This window comes from Rudanella lutea DSM 19387 (assembly GCF_000383955.1).
GTDB classification, from domain to species: domain Bacteria; phylum Bacteroidota; class Bacteroidia; order Cytophagales; family Spirosomataceae; genus Rudanella; species Rudanella lutea.
In genome coordinates this window covers 3,398,228-3,422,880 of sequence record NZ_KB913013.1, presented here as the reverse complement: position 1 = coordinate 3,422,880, position 24,653 = coordinate 3,398,228, and the positions used below count along the sequence as shown (strand labels likewise).

Here is a 24,653-nt window from a genome sequence, read left to right as displayed (position 1 = left end):
TGGCATCCGACCAAAACTTTTGCCAATTAGTCGACAGTCAGGCCTTCGCCATTTCGTAATACCCGAAACTGCGCCGGGTCAATCTGATGCTGCTGCAGCGCCTTCTGGAGTTGTTCAACGGGCTCCTCCTCGCCATCGTCGGCCAGCGGAAACGTACCAAAATGAATAGCCACGCTTTGTTCTGACCGTACATCTTTGTGTAGCTGCACGGCCTGCTCGGGCGACACGTGTATGGGGGCCATAAACCACTCCGGTTTAAAAGCACCAATGGGTACCAACGCCAACCGAAACGGGCCAAATTGCTCACCAATCGTTTTCAGGAACGGCCCGTACCCTGTATCGCCCACAAAGTAGAGCTTGCCCGCTACTTTGCTATCGATCACAAAACCCGCCCAAAGGCTCGCATTCCGGTCGAACAAGCCACGGCCTGAAAAATGCTGTGCCGGCACACAGTGAATGGTGGTGTTGGCGTCGAACATATACGCCTGCCGCCAGTCGAGTTCGGTTACCTTCTCATAGCCCTTCTGCTCCAGAAACGCCTTCACCCCCAACGGACACACCAGCCGCGGTTGGTCACGAGCCCAGATTTTCTCGACCGTCCCGATGTCCAGATGGTCCCAGTGATTATGACTCAGCAGAATCAGGTCGATTTTCGGCAGATCTTCAAATCGGATTCCGGGCGGGCGGTTGCGTTTTGGGCCTGCAAACTGAAACGGGCTCACCCTCTCATACCAAACCGGGTCGGTCAGCACGTTGAGACCATCGAACTGCAACAGAACGGTGGAGTGGTTCACAAACGTAACCCGCACCGAATCGCCCCCCACGCGTGGCGCGGGTGCCGGGGCGGGCGGGTCGTTATGATACGCGGGCCAGGGCTCTTTGCGCTCCCGTGAGAAGAGCCAGCTGATAACCTCCCGAAACCCCTTGGCCTCAACCGGTTTTCCGTTGGCATCAGGCAGGTTACGAAACTCACGTCCGTCGAAATGATCGGTTATTGGCCCACTGTACCGGGGCCCTGACACCCAAAAACCAACACCTACCGCTCCCAGAGCGATGATGATAACAACTCCCAGTAGTGTGAGCATACTGTTGCGGAAGGTCATGGGCGAAGCACCTGACTAACCACATGGATAAGTCCGTTGTTGGTAATGATATCGGCCCGCTTGACCGTCGCCGGGCTTGTATTCTGGTTCCCCTTCAGGGTGGGGGCGTTGTTGGTAATAGCGATGGTGAGCCGTGCCGACGCCGGATTGAGGGTACTAAGCTGCCCGGCCGTCAGCTGATCAGAAAACAGCAGCCCGTTGGTGGCATGGTAGCTGAGCAAGCTCGTCAGCGCCGTCAATGTAGCGCCGTTGATAGCCGCCAGCGAAGTGTAAGGCGATCCAGCAGCGGTGAAAGCCGCATTGTCGGGCACAAAGATCGTGACGGGCCCGTTGGGCGAGTTGGTCGCGCTCAGGAGGGCAGTTAGCTGCGGCACCCGGTTGATAGCCGCCACCACAAGCGAGAAGTTGGCCGGATCGGCCTGCAACGCACTCAGAATATTGGTGGCGGGCGGCAGCAATACCCGGTCGATGGTGTGCACAATGCCGTTGGCCACTTCCTGATCAGCCTTGACCACCCGCGCCCCGTTGATGGTGACGCCCGTGGCGCTTCCGCTGCTGATGCGCGAAATGTAAGCGGTACCCCCTTCTACCGACTGCACGGGCGTGTTGGTGGCCAGTTGCGGAGCATCAGACTTCACAATACCGTTGAACAGATGGTATTTCACAATTCGCTCCAGCTGGGCTACGGGGGCATTGTTGACAGCCGCAATGTCGGCAAAGCCAGCCGCTTTGAAAGCGTCATCATTCGGGGCAAATACCGTTAAGTTAGTGGCCTTGAGTGCGTCTGACAGGTTGGCCCGTTGCACGGCGGCACGCAGCAGGCTGAACGAGGCATCTTGCCCGATCAGCTCACTAACAGACTTAGGGGTAGCCTCTTCGGTGCTTTTGTCGCAGCCGATCAAACAGCCGAGCACCATCAACAGGCTCAGCACAGAACTCCAGACGCGCAGGGTAGAACGCATAATTGTTAGGTTGTTTTCGGTTATAAGCCACTTCTAACAAAAAAGATGCTAAGAGGGCCCAAATTTGTGTAACCCGCTAAAAAAAGGCCAAAGAAACGAATTCTCTATTTATTCAGTAGTGAAATCTCCTGTTTCAATTGGTCGTACATTTGTGTACTTTTGCCCTTTCATTTTCAGCGCCTAATAAACGGCGTAACAGCTTGTTAAATTATCTTAAAAGTAGGGTTTCTGCATGGAGGAACACATTGATCCCAGCAATCTGCCACAGCACATAGCCGTTATCATGGATGGAAACGGACGCTGGGCCAAGAAGCAGGGAGCTGCCCGGGTATTTGGCCATCGTAACGCCATACAGGCAGTACGGGAGGTAACAGAAGGATGCGCTGAGTTGGGTGTTAAATACCTGACTCTGTACGCCTTTTCGACCGAAAACTGGAACCGCCCCAAGTTAGAGGTTGACGCCCTCATGCAGTTGCTGGTTCATACGATTCGGGGAGAAATGAAAACCCTGATGAAAAATAACGTTCGGCTCAGTACCATCGGGAATACGGAAAGCCTGCCCAAAGACTGCCAGCGAGAGCTACAGGAAGCCATGCAGGCAACCGAAGCCAATACCGGCCTGACGTTGGTGTTGGCCCTGAGCTACAGCGGACGTTGGGAGATTCTGGAAGCCGTGCGGCAAATTGCGACCGAAGCCCAGCAGGGAACGCTCTCGCCCGATAGTATCACGGAAGAGACGTTTGGAAACTACCTGACTACCCGCAACATGCCCGACCCGGAACTGATGATCCGGACGAGTGGCGAAATGCGGATCAGTAACTTCCTGCTCTGGCAATTGGCGTATTCGGAATTGTACATGCCGGATGTGCTTTGGCCCGATTTCCGAAAGAACCATTTGTACGAAGCTATTCTGAGTTACCAGCGCCGGGAGCGCCGTTTTGGCAAAACCAGCGAACAACTTGTAAAATGAGTTTTCAGTTTTCAGTTTGTCGTTTTCAGTGCTCCTGCTTCGAGAGTACTGTTGATGCACACGCTGAGCCCTGTAAACAGCAAACTATAAACATTCAGTAAGTGAAACACAGTCTAAGTACCGCTTTGGGGGCCATCGCTCTGATGGTCGGGTTGTTTCCCGCTTCGGTTTCGGCGCAGGTGCGCATCGGTGCAGGTATACCCACCGCTCCTCCGGCTACTCCGGTCTCTGACCTGAACAACTATGCCGACCCGAAGGAGTACGAGATTGGCGGGCTCACCGTAACCGGTACCCGCTACCTGGACCCCAACTCGCTGGTATCGCTTACCGGTTTGAAGATTGGTGATAAGGTTCGAATTCCCGGCGAAGCGCTTGGCTCCTCCATTCGGAAGCTGATGGAATCGGGCCTGCTCGACGATGTGGAGCTATTTGCCACCAACGTGACTGACTCTAAAATCTTTCTGTCGTTTCAGGTAAAAGACCGCCCCCGTCTGATGAAAGTCAACTTTGCGGGTGTCCGCAAAGGCGAGCAGGAGTCGCTTAAAGACAAAGTGAAGCTGAACCTCGGCCGGGTTATTACTCCCACAGTGACCAAAAACACCCAACTGGCTGTTCGGAAGTTTTTTGTTGATAAGGGCTACCTAAATACCAAGGTTAAAACGACCGTGATCCCCGACAGCGCGCGCAACAACGCGACCATGCGGGTGACCGTAGACAAGGGTGAGAAAGTAAAAATCCGGCACATTGCCCTCAACGGCCGCAAGGAAGTTGAAGAGAGCAAAGTGCGGCTGAAAATGAAGGGGACTAAAGAAATGCGCTTTGGCCGTTTGTTTACCCCCTCGAAGTTTGTGCCCAAAAAGTACGAAGAAGACAAGCAAAAGCTCATTGAATACTACAATAAGCTTGGCTACCGGGATGCAGCTGTTGAGTCGGACTCAATTATCAACAATGGGGGTAACACCATTGATCTGGTTCTGAACCTCAACGAAGGACAACGGTACTACGTGCGCAACGTTTCGTTTGAGGGCAACTACCTGTACACGGCCGATCGGCTCCGCGAGGTACTCGGCGTGAACAAAGGAGATATTTACAATACCGAAGACCTTGAGAAAAAACTCAACGGCACTCCGGGGCAAGACCTGAGCTCGCTGTACATGGACGATGGCTACCTGTACTTCAGCGCAACACCGGTTGAGAAAGCTATTGAGGGGGATTCGATTGATCTGGAAATCCGGGTATTTGAAGGCAAGCAAGCCACCATCAACCGGGTAATTCTGAACGGAAATACCAAAACGAGCGACCACGTAGTGATGCGGCAGATTCGGACACTGCCCGGCCAGAAGTTCTCAAAAACGCAGCTGATCCGTACGCAGCGCGAACTGGCCACGCTCGGCTACTTCGACCCCGAGAAAATCGGCATTAACCCGCAACCGCAAAACGACGGTACGGTTGATATTGAGTACACCGTTGAAGAAAAGCCCTCGGACCAGATCGAACTATCGGGTGGCTGGGGTGGCTTTATCGGCTTCGTAGGTACGCTGGGTCTGACGTTCAACAACTTCTCGGCCCGCAACATCACGAACATGAACGCCTGGCGGCCCCTGCCCGCGGGCGACGGTCAGCGGCTTTCGATTCGTTTTCAGGCCAATGGTCGGCAGTTCCAGACTTATTCGCTTTCGTTTGTAGAGCCCTGGCTGGGTGGCCGCAAGCCCAACGCCCTGTCGGTGAGCATCAGCAGTACGGTGTTCCGTCAGTTTAACCAGGTTGACCTGTTTTCGCGCGGCACCCGCAATGCCACCGCCATTGGCGATTATAAAAACGTGGCCGTCACGGTGGGCCTGGGTCGACAACTGAAGCGGCCAGATGACTTTTTCTCGCTGAGCCACTCGCTTACCTACCAGCGCTACGACCTAAACAATATTGCCCTCTTTGGCAACGGCTACAACAACGGTTTGTCGAACAACTTTACGTTCAACACAACCCTGTCGCGCAATAGCATCGATAACCCACAGTTCCCCCGGTCGGGTTCATCGTTCTCATTGAGCGGTTCGTTTACGCCCCCGTACTCGGTTTTCCGCCCGAAAGACTACAAGCCACCAGTTGAAGATCGGTTTAAGTGGGTGGAGTACCACAAATGGATGTTCGATGCCACCTGGTATCAGACCGTGGTTGGCAAGCTGGTGCTGAGCGCCCGTGCGCACATGGGCTTCCTCGGTAGCTATAACAACCGTACTGAAATCGGGCCGTTTGAGCGGTTCGTACTGGGTGGTTCGGGTCTGGCTGGTCAGGGTGTATTTGCCCTGGCGCAGGACATCGTTGGTCTGCGGGGTTACCCTGACCGGCAGGTGTACACGGCCGACAACAACCGGATTGCCGGTACCGGCGTAACGAGTCAGGGCGGGGTTGTGTACAACAAGTTTGTGAGCGAACTCCGCTACCCTGTTTCGTTGAACCCCTCGGCTACAATCTTCGTATTGGGCTTCCTGGAAGGTGGCAACAACTGGGGCAGCTACAAGCAATTTAACCCATTCGATCTGAAGCGTTCGGCGGGGGTTGGTGCCCGTATCTTTATGCCGGCTTTTGGTTTGATTGGTATTGACTACGGCTGGGGCTTCGACCCGATCCCGGGCGTTCAGAAAGCCAACACCGGTCAGTTTCACTTTACCATCGGTCAGCAGTTCCGTTAATTCAGCGGGTCATGTGCAGGAAGCAAGCGTATAGCCGGGCGTTCGCCGGTATTATTTACCCCCTTCCTGTACATGATTCGTGCCGTTCGAACGTTTTATACGAGAATGGTCGGCGAGCTGGATGGACATGGTTTTGTGGTTGAAATTAAACCATCCAGCCGCCCGACTATCCAACCCATCGAACAAGCAGCTCGCCTACAGGGCCAGATTATTACCGGCTCAACGAAACGCCCTAAAGCATCTCTTTTCTACCTGAAAATCAATCTCTTAAACAGATCAACACCGTTAAAAACCGATAAATAGCGCATGAGAAAAGGACTCTTTTTGTTATTATTGTGTTCTCTTTTCGGTGCTTCGACGGCTTCGGCTCAGAAATTTGGCTACGTAGATACGGAGTTTATCTTCAGCAAGATGCCGGAATACCAGAAAGCCCTGACCGAAATTGACAAGTTTGCCGACAAGTGGTCGAAGGAGATTCTGGATAAGAACGCCGAAATTGAAAAATTACAGCGCGCTTATCAGGCCGAAGAGATTCTGCTAACCGACGATATGAAACGCGAGCGGCAGCGCGTCATCAGCGATAAGGAGCGGGAAGCCCGAGATTATAACAATAAGATTTTCGGGCACGAAGGCCTGTTGTTTCAGAAGAAAAAAGAGCTGATTAAGGTACCCATGGAACGGGTCAACCGGGCGCTGGAAAAGGTAGCCATTCAGAAAAAACTTGACTTCCTGTTCGACAAAGCAAGTGACTTTGTCATGCTGTACACGAACCCCAAACACGACTACACCGATTACGTGATGGAAGAAATGGGGCTCGATACCGATAGTAAACCTAAAAACAACGCAGCCGCGCCGAATCCGGCTGTTCCCGCAACGCAATCAACCGCAAAACCTAAATAAATTACAAACAAACAGTCCAATGAAGAAAAACATTGTCATGGCGTTCGTAGCCGCTCTCTTGTTTGGTGGTATCAGCGCTCAGGCACAAGCCCAGGCCTCTACGCCGGTAACTACAGCCACGGCTGCAGGCCCGTTGAAGCTGGGGTATACAAGCATGGATTACCTTTTGTCGCAGGTACCTGAAGCAAAGGACATCCAGAACCAGTTGACCATCCAGCGTACGCAACTCGAAAACGAAGCGAAGCGGCTCGAGAAGGAGTTTCAGGACAAACTGCAGGCTTACGAAAAAGGAGCCGCTCAGATGTCGGAAGTAATCCGTGCCGACCGTGAGAAGGAGTTGCAGGGTCTGCAAACCCGCTATCAGGAGTTTCAGCGCAACGCCGAGTCACAGCTGCAAAACAAGTATCAGCAGCTGGTGAACCCCGTACTCCAGAAAATTCAGAAGAACGTAGACGCCGTAGCGAAAGAAAATGGCTACAGCTACGTATTCAACCTTGATGCGGGTGCAGGTACAGCCGTTATTCTGCTGGTAGCGCCTGAAGAAAACAACATCACTGACATCGTTCTGAAGAAAATGGGCGTAACGCCAGCTCCGTCAACACCCGCCAAAGCAGGTGCTGGCGCTGGTACGGCTACTCCGCCGGCCAACACACCGGCTCCCAAGAAGAACTAAGCTTAAGGAATACATACACAACGCCCCGACCAGCATCTGGTCGGGGCGTTGTGCGTTTGAGGGATTTAGTTATAGATCGCGCTCCACGATTTTTCCGCTCGTTTTCTCTTTCAGGATTACCTTGTGCCGCCCGTCATGGGTCACTTCTTCTTTGATCAGGTAGTGGTCGGCATCGTATTCTGTCAGGGTTTGCTGCTGGGTGAGGCCCTCTTTGCCACGCCATACGGGCAGTTGCACCGGTTCCCATTGCTTTGTTTCGGCTGATCGGTAGGCCGCATCCAGAATAGCGTTGACCACGTATCCGTCGTAAAAGGTTTCGGCTGGCTCGCGGCCCTCTTCCACAGCCCTAAACATATCGGTAAACATGTGATTGTACCCCAGGTCATTCACCTCGTCGCCCACCGGGAACAACCACCCTGCGGTCGATTCGGCTTTTTCGGCTACGTAATCGGAGGCCTTGCCAGAGGTAAACATTTCAAAGCCTGTTCGCAGAAAATTATTGATCCAGATGGTACCCTCAGTGCCCATCACCTCGTCGCGCAGGTCCATACCGCCCCTGAACGTCCAGCTTACTTCAAACTGCCCGATGGCCCCGTTCTCATATTTCACGAGGGCAATGGCATGGTCTTCGGCATCAATCGGTTTTACCTGCGTAGCGGCCCAGCACATCACCTCAACCGGGCGTACATCTTTGCCGATGAAGTTGCGGGCAATCTCAACGCAATGACACCCAAGGTCGAGCATGCAACCGCCACCGGCCTGCTCTTTATCCCAGAACCAGTCGGAGTGCGGACCGGGGTGCGTCTCGCGCGACTTAGCCCACAGAATACGACCCAAAGCTCCGTTTTTGACGGTTTCGAGCGCTTTCAGAAATTTGGGCGAGTAACATAAGTCTTCGAGATAGCCACCGAAAATACCGGCTTCCTCTACCAGTTGCATCATGCGCAGCGCTTCGGCGGCCGTGCGGCCGAGGGGCTTGGTACAGATTACGTTTTTCTTGTGTTTGGCGCACAACTCAACAGCGGGTGCGTGCAGATTATTCGGGAGAGCAATGCACACCATGTTCACATCGGGGTGGGCAATCACTTCCTCCATATTCGTCGACCAGAACGAACAGCCATAATCATCGGCAAATTTGCGGGCCGTTTCTTCCCGACGGGCGTAGATAGCCACCACCTGGTCGCGGCTGCGTTGGCCGTGCAGTGAGTCGGCATAGAAGCGGCCGATAAAGCCACCCCCCAACATGGCAATTTTTTGCATCATGGTTTATGTAATTTGCACCCATAAAAGGCTTACCTCCGTCTGGTTCTTACGTTTCATGCCCAATATTTTCGACATCAGCAGTATTTTCTTCACCGTTTGGGGGTATCCAATGAGCTACCTCGAATTTTTTGGGGTTGTGACCGGCGGAGTGGCCGTTTGGCTTTCGACCCAGGCCAGTGTCTGGAGCTGGCCCGTTGGGGCGATAAGCGTAGTGCTGTTTTTCTTCCTTTTTTACCAGATTCAGCTCTACCCCGACATGTTTTTGCAGGTTTTCTTTCTGGTTACCAACATACAGGGCTGGTGGCGCTGGACCCACCCCAAGCCCGACGAAGCCATTCGGGAAGGGACAGCGCACGTAGGCGAGCTGAAAATAAGCCGCACACCCACCCGGCAACTGGTCATCTGGTCGTCGGCAGGGTTGCTGGCCACGGGGCTGCTGGGCACGTTTGCCAACAACCTGCACACCTTGTTTCCGGTACTGTTTAGCCAACCGAGTGCCTTCCCGTACATCGACTCATTTACGACCACCATGAGCGTTGTAGCTACGTTTCTGATGATTCAGAAACGGGTAGAGTGCTGGTATGTATGGCTCGTCGTCGACATTGTGCTCACGTACATCTACTTCGTGAAAGATGTAAAGCTGGTGGCGGCCGAGTACCTGATTTTTTGTTTTGTAGCCTTGCAGGGTGCCTGGCTCTGGACCCGCGAGTATCAGGCTTACAGACAGTTAGATGACGTGCCACATTAAGCTCCAGATAAGGATATAAGTTTGATAGAATTTATAAATTAACAAAAAACTATTTGTATAATAAAAAGAATATACGTCTCTAATAAGCTAATAATTAGGTTATTAGTTTGCGAGGTATATAATTTTGCATTGAACCAAACAACCGATTCGTATGGCATTGGCCAAACAATTTCTCAAGAGTAAGCCTGTAGCTAAAGTAACGTTTGAACTGCCTGCTGAGGCTGTCAACGGCGCTAAAGTTGTGTCTCTGGTGGGTGATTTCAATGATTGGGACGTAGCTGCCCAGCCCCTCAAGAAACAGAAGGATGGTTCTTACAAAACAACCGTTGAATTGCCCGTGGGCAAAGAGTACCAGTATCGTTTTGTGATCGATGGCGAAAAGTGGGAGAACGACTGGGCCGCCGACAAGTACGTGGCAAGCGGTGTTTCGACCGATGATAACTCTGTTGTAGTTCTGTAAAAATAGAGAGAAGGGAAAAAGGAGAAAGGGCTTATTCCTTTCTCCTTTTTCCCTTCTCTCCCTTACACCGTAAAGCTATCCGATTCGATGTAGGCCTGAATCAGGGCTTGCTCGCCTTCCTTACCGGGTCGGGCGTTGCCGTGCTCCATACCCCAGATAAACTCTTTGTTTTCGGCCTTGGCCTTCTGGTACACGTGCTTGAAAATATTCTTGTAATTTATTTCGCCCGTGGTTGGCTCCTTGCGGCCGGGGTTGTCGCCGATCTGAAAATACGCAATCTCGTTCCAGGCCCAGTTGATGTGCGGAATAATATGCCCTTCGTTTTTCTGCATGTGGTACACATCAAACAGAATTTTGCAGGCCGGGCTGTTTACCCCCCGGCAAATCTCGTAGGTCTGATCGGAAGTACGCAGGAATAAATTGGGCGTATCGCTCAGGGGTTCAAGTACCATCACGAGCCCGTGCGGCTCCAGAATTTCAGCCCCCCGACGCAGGGCATCGATTACGTTGCCGGTCTGAATACCGATGGGCAGGTTACGCTCAAAATCGCCGGGGACTACGGTCATGTATTTGGCGTTGCACCGCTTAGCCACCTCAACGGCCCGGCGGCAGCCGTTCAGGAAAATATCAATGTACTCCTGTTTGCCGGCCGCCAGCGAGTTTTGCGAATTACCACCCTTATCGACCACAAACACGCCCATTTTCATACCCAGGCGGTTTAGCTCTTTGCCGATTTTCTCCTGTAACTCCACCGGGCGGCCCATCATGCCGTTGTCTTCCAGCGCCGTAAAACCCTGATCGGCCATGAACTTAAGCTGATCTATGGGGTCTTTACCTGCGCTGTTTTCGAACATCCCGAAGTGCGGGGCGTAGTGAAGTTTGAACTTGTTTTTGGTTGGATTGGCGGCCAAAGCGGCTCCCGACAGCGTGGTGCCTGTAGCAGCCGAAGCCGTGGCCAGGGCAGCCGATTTGATAAAATTGCGACGAATCATTCAGGTAAAGGTTTATTTCTTTTTCAAACTCGCCAGATACTCGACAAGGTCGACGAGTTCCTGCGTACTCATGTTGTCCTGCAAACCCGACGGCATCATCGACGAATCCATTTTCTTCATCGACGTTACGTCGGCCATTTTGTAGTTCTGCACCACCCCACCGGGGAATTTCAGTTGCAGATCGGTTTCGGTCTTGCTCGATACCACGCCCGAGGCCGTGCTACCATCCTTGAATTTCACCTCGTAGCCCTCGTAGCCGAAGCTGATGCCCGCATCGGGGTGCAGAATAGCCAGATATTGCCCTTCCTTTGGCAGTTTGCTACCAATTTCGGAGAGCTTAGGGCCGAAATCCATCCCCTCGCCATTGACCTGATGGCAAATAGAGCAGTTCGTTTTGAACACAGTCAGGCCGTTGGCCGAATTTCCTTTCATGGCCAGCAACTCGGGCATGGGCGGCAGTTTTTTGGTGGCGGCTGCTGTGCCACCGTCCAGATAGCTGGCGGCTTCCTGCCGAATGCTCTTGCGCCACGCACCCGACACACCCTGCACGGCCGCGGCTTTCAGGTCACCTTTCAGCTCACCCGATTTTAGCATCGCCACCACCATCTCTTCGCCATCCCAGCTACCCCCGATAGCCCGGGTTGCATCGCGCCGGAGACCCAGGGGCCGCTTTTCGTCGAGGGCAACTGTTTTCAAAATTGCCAATGAGGGTTTGCTGCCCACCCAGCGCAGGGCCGTCAGCATCCGCGATGCCGACTCCGTATCTGCCCCATTGATGGTTTCCCAAACCATCGGCTCACCACCCTGCTTCATGAGCTGCCGGGTAGCATCGCGGGCAATGGCATCCGTGTATTTATCGAGAATAAGCGTACGCAGACGGGTGTTCTCAGACTTGGGCTCGTACCGTTGCACCAGCTCCATGTACTCCTTAGTTCCGTAGGTTTCGTCCATCAGCTTTTGTAAAGCCGCCAGAGCCGGTTGGCTCGATTGCACAAAAGCGGGGTCGAGGTGACGTAAGGCCAGCTTCGTAATATCGGCGGAGTTGGCATTGGCTTGCAGAATACCCAGCAGGGCTGTCGATTTTTCAGTAGCACCGGGGTTAAAATCGAACGCCCGGAAATAGCGCAACCGTTGTTTGAGGTCGACGCTATTGTCGCCCGCAAGTTTGGCCAGCATGGGCACAGCATCTTTGGTGCGCGACCGCCACACAATATCGCGGCCACCCGCATTAGCGAGCGGGTCGTTGTTCATTTGCTTGACGTAAGCCGCATAAAACGAGTCCCATTGGCCGTGTGCACCAATCCCCAGAGCCTCCAGATACCAGCGATCCTTACCATCGTGTCGGCTTGCCAGTTGCGCCCACAAGCCCGGAGCCTCAGGCGACTTGTTCAGGTGCAGGGCCAACGCGCACTCCCGGCGTACCTGCGGGTCGGCATCGTTGACCAACTGCCGAACAGCCGCAATGGCTTGGTCGTTACCCAGCTGCCGGGCCGCACGCAGGGCCGTCATGCGGAGGTTCGCATCGGGGCTCTTCAGGCCTTCGTTCACATATTTTACCCCTTTACCATCGGGCAGCTTAGTGAGCAGCCAGAGCGCACGGGCTTTCATCCGCGGATCGGGCGCCGATTTATAAAAGGCCGCCAGTGCTTTTTCGGCTTTGGTACCCTCGCCGTGAAGTTTGTTCCAGGCCTGATACCGGATATTCATGTTGGGGTTCTGCAAAGCCTCCAGCGCACCCGCCGTCGTGCTCAAATCCACTTTGGGCAGTTTGTACGGCGTTTGGGGTGGAGCTACCCGGTAAATACGGCCACGCTGCTGATCGCCAGCCTGATGCCCACCCACGCCGGGGTCGTACCAATCGGCAACAATGAGCGAGCCATCGGGGGCTACGCATACATCGGCCGGCCGGAACCACTGATCGCGGGCACCTTCGAGCAGGTTCAGGATCGACGCTTTATAGCCCGCACCGTCGTTCTGCACGGGGTAAGCCCGCACCACGTTGGGGCCAGCATCGCAGTGAATCACCTGATTACGGAACGGTTCGGGCAGTAACTTTCCTTCGTACACGATAATACCCGTGGGTGAGCCGGCCCCTGTTTGCAGGAGGTTCGGGATGGAGCCGGGGTCGTTCTGATGCCAGTGACGGACCGGAATTTCGGGTTCAATGTTGGTTCGGTTCGCCTGCCAGCCAGCCCCGGTCAGCTCATCGGTATAGCCATAATTGCCATACTCCATCACGTAGTTGATCCGAACGCCCTTGTTGCCATCGTCGTCGTTGTCGGATTGCCAGAGCGTACCGTACGAGTCGGGAGCGATTTCGTAGTTGTTGCGGAAATTATGCCCGAGTACCTCCACGTTTTTGCCATCGGGGTCGCAACGAAACGCCATACCCTGCCGGAAATTGGTGTGATGCACCGGTAGCCCGGTCACTTTGTCAATGACGGGCTTACCATCTTTATCGAGCAGTTTGCTACCGGAGTTCCCGAAGTTGAAATACCATTTTCCGTCGGGGCCAAACACAAACGTGTGCATGCCGTGGTCGTGCTGCTCCCCTTCGATACCCTGAAACAGAATCTCTTTTTTATCGGCTTTATCGTCGCCATTTTCGTCCGTCAACACCCAGACGTACGGGCTTTGCGACACAATTACCTTGTTGCCCTGCGCCCAGATACCGAGCGGAGCGTTGAGCGAGGGGTCCTGATAAAACACCTTGCTGACATCGGCTTTACCGTCGCCATTCTGATCTTCCAGAATCACAATCCGATCACCCTCGGTATGGGTTGGGTTGCCGTTGATACCGGGCCGATAGTTGTACGCTTCGCACACCCACACCCGCCCTTTGGCATCTACATCGATATTGGTCGGGTTGGTGAGCATAGGCTCGGCCGCAAACAGCGTAGCTTCGAGCCCCGGCGCAATGTTCAGGCTTCCGACGGCATACTTCGGATCGTGTTTGTCGTCGTCAGGCAGAGAAGCAAACAGCTTTGTCAGATAAGGCCGCGAGGCCTGCCCCAGATTGGTGTTTTGATAGGCACCGATCAAGGCTCCGGTAGCGAGCAAACCGGCCGCCGAGAACGCAAGTGCACGGTAACGAAGAGAAAGTAAACAATTCATGAGCAGTCGAATCAGGGATACGTGAAGAGTGTGCCAGGCCCTAAAGCCTCTCTTCGGGCCCCGGCTGCTCTACCGCTATAGAAACGATTTAGAGGCCCAGCTCTACCTACCGTTTAGAGTAAGAATTTCATCATCTGCTGTTTAGGACAGCTTTGGCAGGCGAATGAAGCCGGGTTGCCCCAAACAAGCGGTACTTTTTGGCCGGAGCGTAGGGGTAACGGGCGGCTCGGTTGTCATGGGTTCGATTGCTATAAACACAAAGACAATGAAACGCCTTTTTCTGTATGTTCTCGCTCTGGGGCTTTTTGCCCCCCTATTCACCAGCTGTATTATCGACCTCGGCCCCAACGGCGTACTGGGAGACTACGACGAAGAAACCACCACATTCGCCTTGAGCGACTTCGACCGGCTCAATATGGGCAGCGCATTTATCATCAATGTAACACAGGGGCCAACCTTCTCGATTACCGCCCGGGGCGACGATGATGCCATCGACGATCTGGAGGTTTATACCCGCAGCGGCACTCTGTACGCTCGGTATCGCAACAATCGGATTCGGCGGCACCAAACCCGTTTTACCATCACGATGCCCACCCTGCGCGAGGTGGTATTTACGGGAGCCAGCAAGTCAGACGTATCGGGATTTCGGGGGCTGAGTGCGCTTGATGTTGACCTGTCGGGAGCCTCAAAAGGAAATTTCAGCGTACAGGCCGACCGGCTTGACGTGAACCTCTCGGGCGCATCGAAAGCTCAGTTTTCGGGGAATGGCAACAGCCTGCGGGCCGACGTATCGGGGGCGTCGGAGCTGGAATCGTTCAACTACTCGTTTGCCAATGCCGTACTCGATGTATCGGGGGCGAGCCATGTTTACGTCACGGCGACCAACTCGCTCGACGTAACAGCCAGCGGAGCCAGCAAAGTGCGTTACCGGGGCAACCCATCACTTCAGCAGCGGGTCACGGGCGCGAGTAAAGTGGAGCGCGACTGATTTTTATACGCCCTTGCGAACACCGCCTACCGGAATGTTCGCAAGGGCGTATGAGCCGCTATCAGATCAAAATCACTATCGTTGTGAACGAGCAGAACGTCGTAATGAAGTGCCGTCTGAGCAATAAGGCAATCCGTGCTTTTGCGAACGGTTACACCTTTTTTACGAAGGCTAAAATACAACCAGGCAGCCTGTACTGAGATTTCGGCCCGGTCGGGAGCCAATATCGGAAAGGCTTGCAGAATGGCACGAGTACGGTTAAAATCCGTTTCTGTACGTAGCCCTTGTAGTATTTCCTGCCAAATCGTGGGAGTCAATAACACAAAATCCGCCTGTTGGCGGATCGTGTGTTCGAGCCGTTGTGTCTGTCGACTATCAACGCCCTTTATGAAGTCTACCCAGACGGTTGTGTCGAATAACGTAGGTTCCATTAATCCCGACGCATTTCGTCCAGATTTCCTTCCCAGATGTTTGTTCCTTTTAAGCGTAAGGCCTGTTGCTGCCGGAGTTGACGCAAATAGCTGCCCAACGCTTCGTTCACAGCTTCTTTTTTACTCTTGAACCGCTTCATCTCCATGATTTCGGCCAGAGTTCTATTATCGATATCGATATTCGTTGCCATCGTTTGCAGCTCTTCTGCACAAAAATAATTCATTTTTTGCACAAAAAGAGCAACTCAATTAAAACACAATCTCGTAGCTCACAGCCCCTTTCACGGGCAACCGGAGCTCCTGCTGGCCGTTGATCGTGCTTAGCTGGGGCTTGAGTTTCGGGTCAATGCGGATGTAGTAGGCCCGATCGTTCACGGCGTAGAGCCCTTTTTCCACTTCCTCAATCCGGCTGCCAGCCGCCAGTCGGCACACAACCGGGTTTTGGGTTGTCCCCGACAGGGTAAGTGTGCGGGTCAGGCCGTCGGTACTCGCCCGTACGGCATCAGTCACGGTAGCCCCCGACAGGCCATACTCAATGGTAGGCATCCCCTGCTTGTCGATCACCGTGCCCCGATACTGCAAAATCGTTTCGCTCACGCTATCGGGCCAGGCAGCCTGCGGGTCGCTCAGGGGCATCAGGGCCGTTTGGGGGGACAACCGCACATTTACGCCCATCGGCTTGAGCAACTGAGGCTCGCCACGCTCGTACCACATCTCGGTCACATCGGCAAACGGACCTTTCCAAACCTGCAACAGGGCCATCTGGTTCAGGTCGAGCGTAAAATGCTTACCCGCCGGGGTTCCGACCGACAGGCTGTGGGTACGCTTGAGTTTTTCGCCGGGCAACTGCACAAATGATCGAATCAGCTCCGGCCGACCGTTGGGCTGGATGGCGATTGTCCCGATCGGATCGGGCTCGGGCAACGACACCAGCGTGTGCAATGCCTGCGGGCGGGTATCGGGCAATGAGATAAATAAGCCCAAACCGGGGCGTTGCCAGGCACGGGCATACAACACCTCAATGTCATGCGTACCGGCCGTGAGGGGCACCTGTGCCGTTACGTAGGCTCCCAAGTCCTTGTAGTCGGCTTTGGCCACTTCTTTTCCATCGATACGAAGGTCGGCACGGCCGCCGTAATCCAGATCAAACTGGTACGTAGCCGCTTCGGGAATATTTAGCTTACCCTGAAACAACATGGTAAACCCGCGCGGCTTAGTGCCATACGACGATTCGTAGCTGATTGCCGATGTCGTATCTTTTTTCAGCACCTTGAGTTTTGGCAGGTTGGCGCGGTCAATGGTTTCACCATCGTACACGGCATAAGTGAGCGGCCCCGCCCACCGGGCTATAGTGCGGTTAGCCAGTGCCCGATAGCCAATGTTTCGCAGGGCTACGGTGCCATTGGTTACGGTGAGCAACAACGGCCCCTTTGTGTTGGAGCGCGACAAGGTTTGTCCCTCCCGAACCGTAACTCCGTTGATGGCCAGCAAGTCGATACTCGCCGGGCGGGCAATTGTAGCCGCGCGGTATCGGAGGCTCATCGTTTGCCACAAACCTGGCATTTTGCTCAGTTGGGGCTCTACCAGCGGAATAGTCTGCCCCGAAGGCAGGGTAAGCTGGGCCGTAGCACCGGCCGACAGCAGCAATTCCGTTTGCAAGGCAAAATCGGTTGGGTTTGCCACCAGCGTCAGCGCATCGCCCGCCTTTCCAACCAGTACGGTGGTACCCGCAACCGCTTTCAGGCTTGCTTCACTCGGTGAAGCCATGACTCCCCCCGCCCGCTGCCAGTTGGCAGGCAAAGCCAGTTTGTCGGTAGGAAGGCCGGGCAGGCCTCCCGAAGCCGTTTGTGCACGCCCGGTCGACGAGAGAAGGATACCGGTCAGCAGAACGGGTAACCCGCAGCGAAATACCGGATGAGACTTAGTCAGCATATCAGGATAAACGAGAATCCGTATTTTATTGGGGTAAAAGTACGGGTTTGTGCTTTTCTCACGGTATCGCTCCGATATTTCGCCTGATCTCTGGTTGTGCTGTTTCTGTTTGCATCACCCTTGCGCGGGCTGTTTTGTCTGCCATATATGGCCAAAAGTAGATGTAGTTGCATAGAAACTTGTTTGAGATGATGTATCTTTGATACACTCGACGGCAACCTCTTTCCTTGTTTGAAACAAGTTTTTATCGACACTTCCTCACATGCTGTTCAACAGCTTTCCTTTTGTACTATTGGTACTGGTCACATTCGGCCTTTACTACACCCCGGCTCTCCGGCGCTGGCAGGTACCGCTGCTCAGCATTGCGAGTTTAGTCTTCTACGCGTACAATCAGCTCAACCTCTTGTGGCTGTTGCTGTTATCGGTTAGTATTAATATCGTTGCCAGTTATCTGGTGGTGTACGGAAACCCCCAAAACCGAAAATTTCATGCTACCTGGGGAGTAGTGGCCAACCTGCTCATCCTGTGTTTTTTCAAATACGGCCCACTTTTGGGGCGCACGTTTCTACCGGCCGATGGGTCGGTGGGGGCCTGGCTGGTGAGTTTGCCGCTGCCTATTGGCATCTCATTTTTTACGTTTCAGGGTATCAGTCTCGTGGTCGATACGTACCGGAACCGCGACGTAGCGGCTTACCGTTCGCTAATTGCCCGGAATCTGGCCAAGCATACCCAAACAGTGTTCTTCTTCAAGGCTTTTTTCCCGCAGCTGGTGTCGGGCCCGATTGTGAAGGCTCACGATTTTCTGCCGCAGATTTCGGCCAAGTTTTACCGCGACATTCGGTGGGAGTACTGTTTCCGAACGCTGGTGCTGGGGTATTTCCTCAAAATGGTCGTGGCCGACAACCTAAAGGACCACACCCTGATGATTACGTACCCGTACTTCGAAAACCTGTCGTCGTTTACCCTGCTGGTATTACTATTTGGGTACTCCATGCAAATCTTCGCCGACTTTGCCGGGTATTCGCTTATTGCGCTTGGGCTGGCGGCTTTGTTTGGCTACCAGTTTCCAATCAACTTCAACTTCCCGTACATCGCCAGTTCGTTTTCCGACTTCTGGCGTCGCTGGCACATTTCGCTGTCGAGCTTTTTGCGGGAGTATCTCTACATTCCGCTTGGAGGCAACCGCAAAGGCCCGTTTCGAACGTACGTCAATCTGATGCTCACCATGATTCTGGGCGGCTTATGGCACGGGGCCGCCTGGAGCTACGCGGTTTGGGGGTTTGCCCACGGATTAGCGCTGGCCGTTGAGCGGCTTCTGAGCGATTACGGTCTTTTCCGGGTTAAATCGTCGGCCGCCGTTTTGCTTAAATCGATCCTGGTGTTTGCGTACGTCACGGCCGCCTGGCTCCTGTTCAAATTACCGGAGTTTCACCACGCCCTGGCTTACGTAAAAGCCATTGCAACCAACCTGAACAAGCCCCACGACTCACTCTCGATCAGCTTTATTGCACTGTACTCGGTACCGGTTGTTGGGTACCATTTATTTGAACTGGCCCGGCAATTGCGTACCACCGAGCTGGGAACTACCGAGCCTTTTTTACCCCGACTGCATACGGCTTTATACAGCCTCATGCTATTTCTGATTATTACCAATAGCGGTTCTGGCGGGGAGTTTATTTATTTTCAGTTCTGATGATCAAGCGCGTTTTACTAAGCACTCTGGCGTTGCTGTTGGTATATAGCTGGTTTATCAGCCAGTACGGGGCGGGTATCAGCCGCACGGGCCAAACCACCGAACAGCGTAATATGGTGAAGGCCGAAGAGTTTCTGTTCGAAGCCAGCACCCGGTACGATACCATCATCGTGGGGTCGTCGATGAGCGACCGGCTCAATACGGATAGCCTGTCGGCGGCCTACTACAATCTGTCGCTCGCAGGTATGTCAGCCCAAGACGGCCTGCAACTGATTGAAATGAGCGGCCACCTGCCCCATGTGCTGTTTGTTGAAACCAATACCCTCACCCGCGACGAGCCCTCTCCGCTCATGGAATCGCTCAACGACCCGACCTGGATCTGGCTAAAGCGGCACCTGCCTTTCACGCGGCAGAAATTCCAGCCCGCCGGGGTTTTTAAAGCCATGCTACGCGACTGGTCGCACGGAAAAGGGCAGCCCGTTGTTCCCGAAACCGCCATGTACGTCGATACGGCTTTTCTGAACAAAGCCGTAGCCGACCGGATTCAGGCCGCCATTCCCCCACCCGACTCGGTGCTGCATGCGTCGCTCGGTAAGGTTCGCAACCGGCTGGACCAATGGCGTCGGCAGGGTGTTCGGGTTGTCTTTTTTGAGATACCGATGGACCCGCGCCTGCAAGCCATGCCGATTCAGGGTCAGGTTCGGCAACTGGTTCGGCGGTACTTTCCCAGTCCCGATTATGCCCACCTTGCGCTCCCGGAAGGTGCGTATCAAACCACCGATGGCGTTCACCTCACTTATGGCGAGTCTAATCGGTTTACAGGGTACCTACGGCAACAGATTCAGGGTTACATAGGCGGTCCCTATCTGGTCAAAAAAGAATAGCCAACGACTGGCTTTATCCTCTATGCGCCCAACTGCATTCTTCGCTTCGGAACATAGCGCCATTCGGTCGGTGGCCTGCATAGGTACCGATCCCGAAAAAGGTGTTACGTACCTCGACGACCGGCACTTTACCGCCCTCAAGCAATTGGCAGGGTTGCCCGAAGCCGAAAGTGTACTGTCGTTTTTTTACCAGAAAGGGCTCGAAACCATCCGAACCGGCTCGTATGCAGGCCTGATTGGGCTACCGGGCGGAGCCATTCTTGAAATACTACCCCGGTTTAGCACCATCGACCCCGCCGGTACCGACCCGGCCCACGCCCGGAAAGCCTTGCTGCGTATGCTTCGGCATTTGCCCGGTAGCCCCTTCCGTACCCTCACCGAGGCCCATTTGGGAGCCACTCAAATGCCGATCTGGAACGTGTTTGTACAGGCCTTTCTGGACGCCCTCTCGGTAGTGAGTCGGCAGGGGCTGCAAACAGCCTATCAAAGTGTTGAAGCCAATCAGCCGGTTATACGGGGGCAGTTTCAGCCCGCCCGAAACCTGCGCCAAAATCTGGCTCATGCCGAACGGCTGGCCATCCGGTACGATACCCTTTCGCTCGACATTCCGCCCAATCGGGTTCTGAAAACGGCCCTGGTACACGTCCTGCCCCGCGTTGGAACGGGTACCCTCGAAACCCGGCTGTATCAAATGCTGGCTATACTGCACGATGTGCCGACCTCGGCCGACCTGCATGCCGACCTCCGGGCGGTTCGGTCGCTCAACCGGCTCTTCGACCGGTACACGCTTGCCCTGCAATGGGCCGAGTTGCTACTCACAGGTCGGGCACTGGGGCCCCGGTCGGGCTCAGTATCGGCCTTATCGTTGCTGTTTCCGATGCAGCGCGTGTTTGAAGAATACGTAGCCCACGGCTTTCGGGCGTTCTGGCCCACGGGCGAGGTAAGCACCCAGGAGTCGTCGGCACATCTTGTAGAGGAACATGGCGGCACCCCGAAGTTCCGGTTACGGCCCGACGTCCTTGTCCGGCAACCTGACCGGACGCTGGTGTTCGACACGAAATGGAAGCGCATTGATGGGCAAAACCGGCAGGGACAGTACGGGATTGATTCGGGTGATCTGTACCAGCTTTTCGCCTATGGCAAAAAATACGAAGCCAACGACGTATTTCTCATTTACCCGGCCACGCCCACGTTTACGGCCCCGCTCGACGTGTTTGGGTACGACCCCGCCATGCGCCTACACGTGCTGCCGTTCGACGTAAGCCAGCCCCTGCGGCATGAAGTAGAAAAACTATACAACTACGTTTCCCCGTAGAGACCTGTTTTGCTATTCCTTTATTCCGAACCCCCGACCACCCACTATGCCCCTGATTCTGACCCTGCTCGGTATTTTAGGCCTGATTGTGCTCATTGCTTTTGTCAAGCTCGATGCGTTTATCTCATTTGTGCTGATTTCGCTGGCCATCGGGCTGGCTTCAGGGATGGAGGTAGTGGCCGTTGGCAAGTCAATCCAAACAGGTATTGGCGGTACCCTGGGTGATCTGGTACTCATTATCGGCTTCGGGGCTATGCTGGGTCGGCTGGTGGCCGAGAGCGGGGCCGCCCGGCAAATTACCAACGTACTGATTGGCTGGTTTGGGGTCAAAAACATCCGCTGGGGACTGGCGTTGGCCGGGTTTATTATTGGTATCCCGTTGTTCTACAATGCCGGGTTCATCATTGTTGCCCCGCTTATTTTCACCATCACGCTGTCGTCGGGGTTGCCGTTGCTGACCCTGGCCATCCCGATGCTATCGGCCCTGTCGGTGGCGCACGGGTACCTCCCCCCGCACCCATCGCCAGCCGCCATTGCCGGACAGCTGAACGCCAACATTGGGCTGACGTTGTTTTACGGAATCCTGGTCTCGATTCCGGCCATTATTATCGCCGGGCCAATTTTTGGCAAAACACTGGGGCGCTTCCGGCCCAAGATTGACCGGGAGTTGTTCAACATCAAGGATGTACCCACCACCGACCTGCCGAGTGTAGGCATCAGCTTTTTTGTGGCCTTGTTACCGGTGGTGTTGCTCACTTTATTTGGTCCGCTGAAGGCGTATCTGCTCACAGCCCCAACCGGACAAATTCCCCTGCTCGATAAGACCTCTGTAGCGGGCAAACTCATCACGCTCATTGCCGAACCCTACATGGGAATGCTGCTGTCGGTGCTGGTGGCTGTCTGGACACTGGGATTACGACGCCGGGCCGACGGTACCCGTCCCACCATGAAGTCGGTCATGAAAGAGCTGGAGGAATCAATCAAAGCGGCTTCGCCTATTTTGCTGGTCATTGCGGGGGCTGGTGCTCTGAAACAGGTATTTGCCGATAGCGGCACGAGCACGTATCTGGGCAGTTTGCTCACCGGCGTGTCGTTACCTCCGCTCATTCTGGCGTGGGGGATTGCCGGGTTTATCCGAATCTGCGTGGGGTCGGCTACCATTGCCGGGCTCACCACGGTCGGTATTATTTTGCCGGTTATTCAGGCGCAGCATGTAAGCCCGGAGTTGATGGTGCTCGCTATTGGAGCCGGGAGCCTGATGTGCTCGCACATCAACGATGCGGGTTTCTGGCTCTTCAAAGAGTATTTTAACCTCACTATCCCCGAAACCCTCAAAACCTGGACCGTCATGGAAACGCTTGTTTCGATCATTGGTCTGGCGGGGGTTCTGGTGCTCGACGCTATTCTGTAGAACTGGCGCTCACAGCAGGTTTTTCAACGCGTCGAGGTTGGCGGCTTTATCAAAAACAGCGCGTACCGGAATGGTGAACTGAGCCACCGAAAAACTCCGAATCTGGTCTTTCACCGTGCATTTAGAGACCAGTTCATAGGCCGTTGTATCGGGGTCAATGCGATATTGTTCAATGTGTTGGCGGGTAGGGTCCACAATCCAGTATTCGGCAACACCGTGGGCGGCATAATCCTCAAACTTCACTTCCCGGTCGGTCTTCTCCGTGCTTTTCGACAGCACCTCAACCACTAAATCGGGTGCGGGATAATACAACTGATCCGGTTGGATGGTAGCCGCTTTGGCTGTGCCCCAAAAGCAAACATCGGGTTCGTAGCTATTCCGGGTAAGCTCAACCAGGGCCTTCTCTGCACGCACTATACCCAAACCACGGCTAGTGACATACACATTTAGCAATAAGCTCAAGTGCATCACCGCTTCAGTATGCCGGTCTAGGGCGGGCGAATGAACAACAACCTCGCCGTTGATAAACTCGGCTTTCATTTCATCGTCGAGCCACTCATAAAACGCCTGTCGTTTTTGCAATTCGTTATTGAGTATAGCCACGGCTTGCTGAATAATGAGCGGAGCGCGGGGGGTATCGAGCAATTGATAAAGTAGTTCAGACATGGCGCTGCGTTTATCTACCATCAAATATAACTAATTGGGGTCTGTTTTCCAGACAGGCCCAGTATTCGCTAACACCCCTTTTTATCGGCATGTTTATTCGTCTTTCGTTTGTAGCCGCGCTCCTGATTGGGCTGGCTTTTGCCCCGGCCAAACCCCGGCGGGTTATTTTCTTTGGTGACTCCATCACACAGGCTGGTGTGAAACCCGGCGGGTATATCAGCCGCCTGACCGAGATGCTGGGCAAACAAAATAAAGGGGCCGATTACGAGCTAATCGGCGCAGGTATTGGTGGCAACAAAGTGTACGATCTGTTTTTGCGCATGGACGACGATGTGCTCGCCAAGAAGCCCGACCTGGTCTTTGTCTATATCGGCGTCAACGATGTGTGGCACAAACGCACCCACGGCACCGGCACCGATCCCGATAAGTTTCTGAAGTTTTACGAGGCCATTATCCGTAAGCTACAGGCCGCCAATGCGAAGGTAGTACTGTGTACGCCCGCCGTGATTGGGGAGAAAACCGACTTCTCGAACGAGCAGGATGGTGACCTCAACCAGTATAGCACCATGATTCGGGAGTTGGCCAAGCGGCAAAACCTACCTCTCTGCGACCTGCGGCAGGCGTTTCTGGATTACAACCTCAAAAACAACCCCGAAAACAAAGCATCGGGCATCCTGACCACCGACCGGGTACACCTCAACGACACCGGCAATCAGTTTGTGGCCGACCTGATGATGAAGTATTTGTAAACCACCCCAAATACAGAAGCCGCTCAGGCAACAGCGTGTGAACTTCGCTATTGCCTGAGCGGCTTTCTTTGTTAGATGGCCCTACCGGTTACGACCCCTGCCGGTCGGGGAATTTCTCGACAATTCGGCGGACTTCACGCGCCAGCCGCTCGTTGATCCGGGCCGGGTTGTTGATGGCGTCCTGCACCGAACCACGCCATACCAGCCGTTTGGTCCGGAAATCAACCATATCAACAACCACCGTACCGGCCTGATACTCCTCCTGCATATACTGCGGGCCGAAGGAGTTCCAGCCCCACCAACCGGGACCCCAACCCGCGTAGCCCCAACGGCCCCAGCCGTAGAATGGCCCGTACAAGCTACCATAAGGCCCGTTGTTGGTGGCTACGCGCCGGGTTTTCTCTTCCACAAAAAAGTGGTAGCCGATAAGCAAATCGGGCCGACGGCCACGCGCTACTTTCTGTAAACCTTTTTGTGCCAGCTCATTCTCAATCGTAGCCTCCACATTCTTAGAAGCTATGTCGTTATAGTAGAGCGGATTTTGTCCGGCTTTCACGTCGGAATTCATCCAGGCAAAGGTGCGGTACTTGCTAAAATTCACGTTTTGGGCCGTATCAACAGCCACTCGGGGGCTACAGCCCACAGAGGCCAGGATTAAACCGGCCATTATCAGTATGTTCTTCATGTCTATTGAGTAAGTGTATCAAATAGA

General features: G+C 54.2%; 23 protein-coding genes. 13 read left to right on the top strand and 10 right to left on the bottom strand.

Translation table 11 applies throughout. The features are described from left to right. Positions 1 to 26: 26 nt before the first annotated feature. Positions 27 to 1,103 carry an MBL fold metallo-hydrolase gene (locus RUDLU_RS0114055; protein ID WP_019989027.1) on the bottom strand — a complete coding sequence of 359 codons (1,077 nt, stop codon included), beginning with the start codon at positions 1,101 to 1,103 and terminating at the stop codon, positions 27 to 29. Beyond that, positions 1,100 to 2,065 carry a fasciclin domain-containing protein gene (locus RUDLU_RS0114050; protein ID WP_019989026.1) on the bottom strand — a complete coding sequence of 322 codons (966 nt, stop codon included), beginning with the start codon at positions 2,063 to 2,065 and terminating at the stop codon, positions 1,100 to 1,102. The genes RUDLU_RS0114055 and RUDLU_RS0114050 overlap by 4 nt, the downstream gene beginning before the upstream one ends. 232 nt (positions 2,066 to 2,297) lie before the next feature. Between RUDLU_RS0114050 and RUDLU_RS0114045 the strand changes: the two genes are divergently transcribed. The 5 genes from RUDLU_RS0114045 (at position 2,298) to RUDLU_RS0114030 (ending at position 7,295) form a co-directional block, all read left to right on the top strand. Next, positions 2,298 to 3,035, top strand: a complete 738-nt coding sequence (locus tag RUDLU_RS0114045; RefSeq protein ID WP_019989025.1) for an undecaprenyl pyrophosphate synthase — start codon at positions 2,298 to 2,300, stop codon at positions 3,033 to 3,035. Between the two features lie 143 nt (positions 3,036 to 3,178). Next, positions 3,179 to 5,722, top strand: a complete 2,544-nt coding sequence (gene bamA, locus RUDLU_RS0114040) for an outer membrane protein assembly factor BamA (protein ID WP_211220237.1) — start codon at positions 3,179 to 3,181, stop codon at positions 5,720 to 5,722. Between the two features lie 72 nt (positions 5,723 to 5,794). After that, positions 5,795 to 6,025: a hypothetical protein gene (locus RUDLU_RS29685; RefSeq protein ID WP_157580202.1), complete on the top strand. Its 231-nt coding sequence runs from the start codon at positions 5,795 to 5,797 to the stop codon at positions 6,023 to 6,025. 3 nt (positions 6,026 to 6,028) lie between these two features. Then, a complete protein-coding gene (locus RUDLU_RS0114035; protein WP_019989023.1) occupies positions 6,029 to 6,622 on the top strand; it encodes an OmpH/Skp family outer membrane protein in 594 nt (197 codons plus the stop codon). A 19-nt stretch (positions 6,623 to 6,641) separates the two neighbouring features. Then, complete coding sequence (locus RUDLU_RS0114030; protein WP_019989022.1) at positions 6,642 to 7,295, top strand: OmpH/Skp family outer membrane protein; 654 nt, start codon at positions 6,642 to 6,644, stop codon at positions 7,293 to 7,295. Between the two features lie 69 nt (positions 7,296 to 7,364). On the opposite strand, the gene RUDLU_RS0114025 is transcribed toward RUDLU_RS0114030, so the two are convergent. Beyond that, positions 7,365 to 8,555, bottom strand: coding sequence for a Gfo/Idh/MocA family protein (locus tag RUDLU_RS0114025; RefSeq protein ID WP_027303057.1), 1,191 nt, complete (start codon positions 8,553 to 8,555; stop codon positions 7,365 to 7,367). Positions 8,556 to 8,613: 58 nt separating this feature from the next. On the opposite strand from RUDLU_RS0114025, the gene pnuC reads away from it, so the two are divergent. Continuing rightward, on the top strand, positions 8,614 to 9,306 hold the full coding sequence (pnuC, locus tag RUDLU_RS0114020; protein WP_019989020.1) for a nicotinamide riboside transporter PnuC: 693 nt from the start codon (positions 8,614 to 8,616) through the stop codon (positions 9,304 to 9,306). Between the two features lie 151 nt (positions 9,307 to 9,457). Further along, positions 9,458 to 9,766 carry an isoamylase early set domain-containing protein gene (locus RUDLU_RS0114015; protein ID WP_019989019.1) on the top strand — a complete coding sequence of 103 codons (309 nt, stop codon included), beginning with the start codon at positions 9,458 to 9,460 and terminating at the stop codon, positions 9,764 to 9,766. A 62-nt stretch (positions 9,767 to 9,828) separates the two neighbouring features. On the opposite strand, the gene RUDLU_RS0114010 is transcribed toward RUDLU_RS0114015, so the two are convergent. Further along, on the bottom strand, positions 9,829 to 10,758 hold the full coding sequence (locus RUDLU_RS0114010; protein WP_019989018.1) for a hydroxypyruvate isomerase family protein: 930 nt from the start codon (positions 10,756 to 10,758) through the stop codon (positions 9,829 to 9,831). A gap of 12 nt (positions 10,759 to 10,770) precedes the next feature. After that, a complete protein-coding gene (locus RUDLU_RS0114005; RefSeq protein ID WP_019989017.1) occupies positions 10,771 to 13,872 on the bottom strand; it encodes a PVC-type heme-binding CxxCH protein in 3,102 nt (1,033 codons plus the stop codon). Between the two features lie 265 nt (positions 13,873 to 14,137). Here RUDLU_RS0114005 and RUDLU_RS0114000 point away from each other — a divergent pair, with 265 nt between their 5' ends. Continuing rightward, a complete protein-coding gene (locus RUDLU_RS0114000; RefSeq protein ID WP_027303056.1) occupies positions 14,138 to 14,860 on the top strand; it encodes a head GIN domain-containing protein in 723 nt (240 codons plus the stop codon). A gap of 26 nt (positions 14,861 to 14,886) precedes the next feature. Here the strand turns inward: RUDLU_RS0114000 and vapC are convergent, their stop codons facing one another. Genes vapC through RUDLU_RS0113985 form a run of 3 tightly spaced genes read right to left on the bottom strand, consistent with a single transcriptional unit; the run spans position 14,887 to position 17,223 of the window. After that, entirely contained in the window at positions 14,887 to 15,291 is a 405-nt protein-coding gene (gene vapC, locus RUDLU_RS0113995) for a type II toxin-antitoxin system VapC family toxin (RefSeq protein ID WP_019989015.1), read from the bottom strand. Then, complete coding sequence (locus RUDLU_RS0113990; protein ID WP_027303055.1) at positions 15,291 to 15,482, bottom strand: type II toxin-antitoxin system VapB family antitoxin; 192 nt, start codon at positions 15,480 to 15,482, stop codon at positions 15,291 to 15,293. Before RUDLU_RS0113990 ends, vapC begins: the two co-directional genes overlap by 1 nt. A 58-nt stretch (positions 15,483 to 15,540) precedes the next feature. After that, positions 15,541 to 17,223 carry a hypothetical protein gene (locus RUDLU_RS0113985; RefSeq protein WP_019989013.1) on the bottom strand — a complete coding sequence of 561 codons (1,683 nt, stop codon included), beginning with the start codon at positions 17,221 to 17,223 and terminating at the stop codon, positions 15,541 to 15,543. A gap of 262 nt (positions 17,224 to 17,485) precedes the next feature. On the opposite strand from RUDLU_RS0113985, the gene RUDLU_RS0113980 reads away from it, so the two are divergent. Genes RUDLU_RS0113980 through RUDLU_RS0113965 form a run of 4 tightly spaced genes read left to right on the top strand, consistent with a single transcriptional unit; the run spans position 17,486 to position 22,526 of the window. After that, on the top strand, positions 17,486 to 18,916 hold the full coding sequence (locus RUDLU_RS0113980) for an MBOAT family O-acyltransferase (protein WP_019989012.1): 1,431 nt from the start codon (positions 17,486 to 17,488) through the stop codon (positions 18,914 to 18,916). Then, positions 18,916 to 19,800 (top strand): hypothetical protein, encoded by an 885-nt coding sequence (locus RUDLU_RS0113975; protein WP_027303054.1) that lies wholly within the window; start codon positions 18,916 to 18,918, stop codon positions 19,798 to 19,800. Before RUDLU_RS0113980 ends, RUDLU_RS0113975 begins: the two co-directional genes overlap by 1 nt. A gap of 22 nt (positions 19,801 to 19,822) precedes the next feature. Next, on the top strand, positions 19,823 to 21,115 hold the full coding sequence (locus tag RUDLU_RS0113970) for an McrC family protein (protein ID WP_019989010.1): 1,293 nt from the start codon (positions 19,823 to 19,825) through the stop codon (positions 21,113 to 21,115). Positions 21,116 to 21,161: 46 nt separating this feature from the next. Next, complete coding sequence (locus RUDLU_RS0113965; protein WP_019989009.1) at positions 21,162 to 22,526, top strand: gluconate:H+ symporter; 1,365 nt, start codon at positions 21,162 to 21,164, stop codon at positions 22,524 to 22,526. A gap of 9 nt (positions 22,527 to 22,535) precedes the next feature. Here RUDLU_RS0113965 and RUDLU_RS0113960 read toward each other — a convergent pair whose 3' ends face one another. Continuing rightward, positions 22,536 to 23,192: a Uma2 family endonuclease gene (locus tag RUDLU_RS0113960; protein ID WP_027303053.1), complete on the bottom strand. Its 657-nt coding sequence runs from the start codon at positions 23,190 to 23,192 to the stop codon at positions 22,536 to 22,538. An 89-nt stretch (positions 23,193 to 23,281) separates the two neighbouring features. On the opposite strand from RUDLU_RS0113960, the gene RUDLU_RS0113955 reads away from it, so the two are divergent. Then, positions 23,282 to 23,941: an SGNH/GDSL hydrolase family protein gene (locus RUDLU_RS0113955; protein ID WP_019989007.1), complete on the top strand. Its 660-nt coding sequence runs from the start codon at positions 23,282 to 23,284 to the stop codon at positions 23,939 to 23,941. 88 nt (positions 23,942 to 24,029) lie between these two features. Here the strand turns inward: RUDLU_RS0113955 and RUDLU_RS0113950 are convergent, their stop codons facing one another. Continuing rightward, the gene (locus RUDLU_RS0113950; RefSeq protein ID WP_027303051.1) at positions 24,030 to 24,626 is read right to left on the bottom strand and encodes a DUF4136 domain-containing protein; all 597 of its coding nucleotides are present in this window, start codon (positions 24,624 to 24,626) and stop codon (positions 24,030 to 24,032) included. Positions 24,627 to 24,653: the final 27 nt, after the last annotated feature.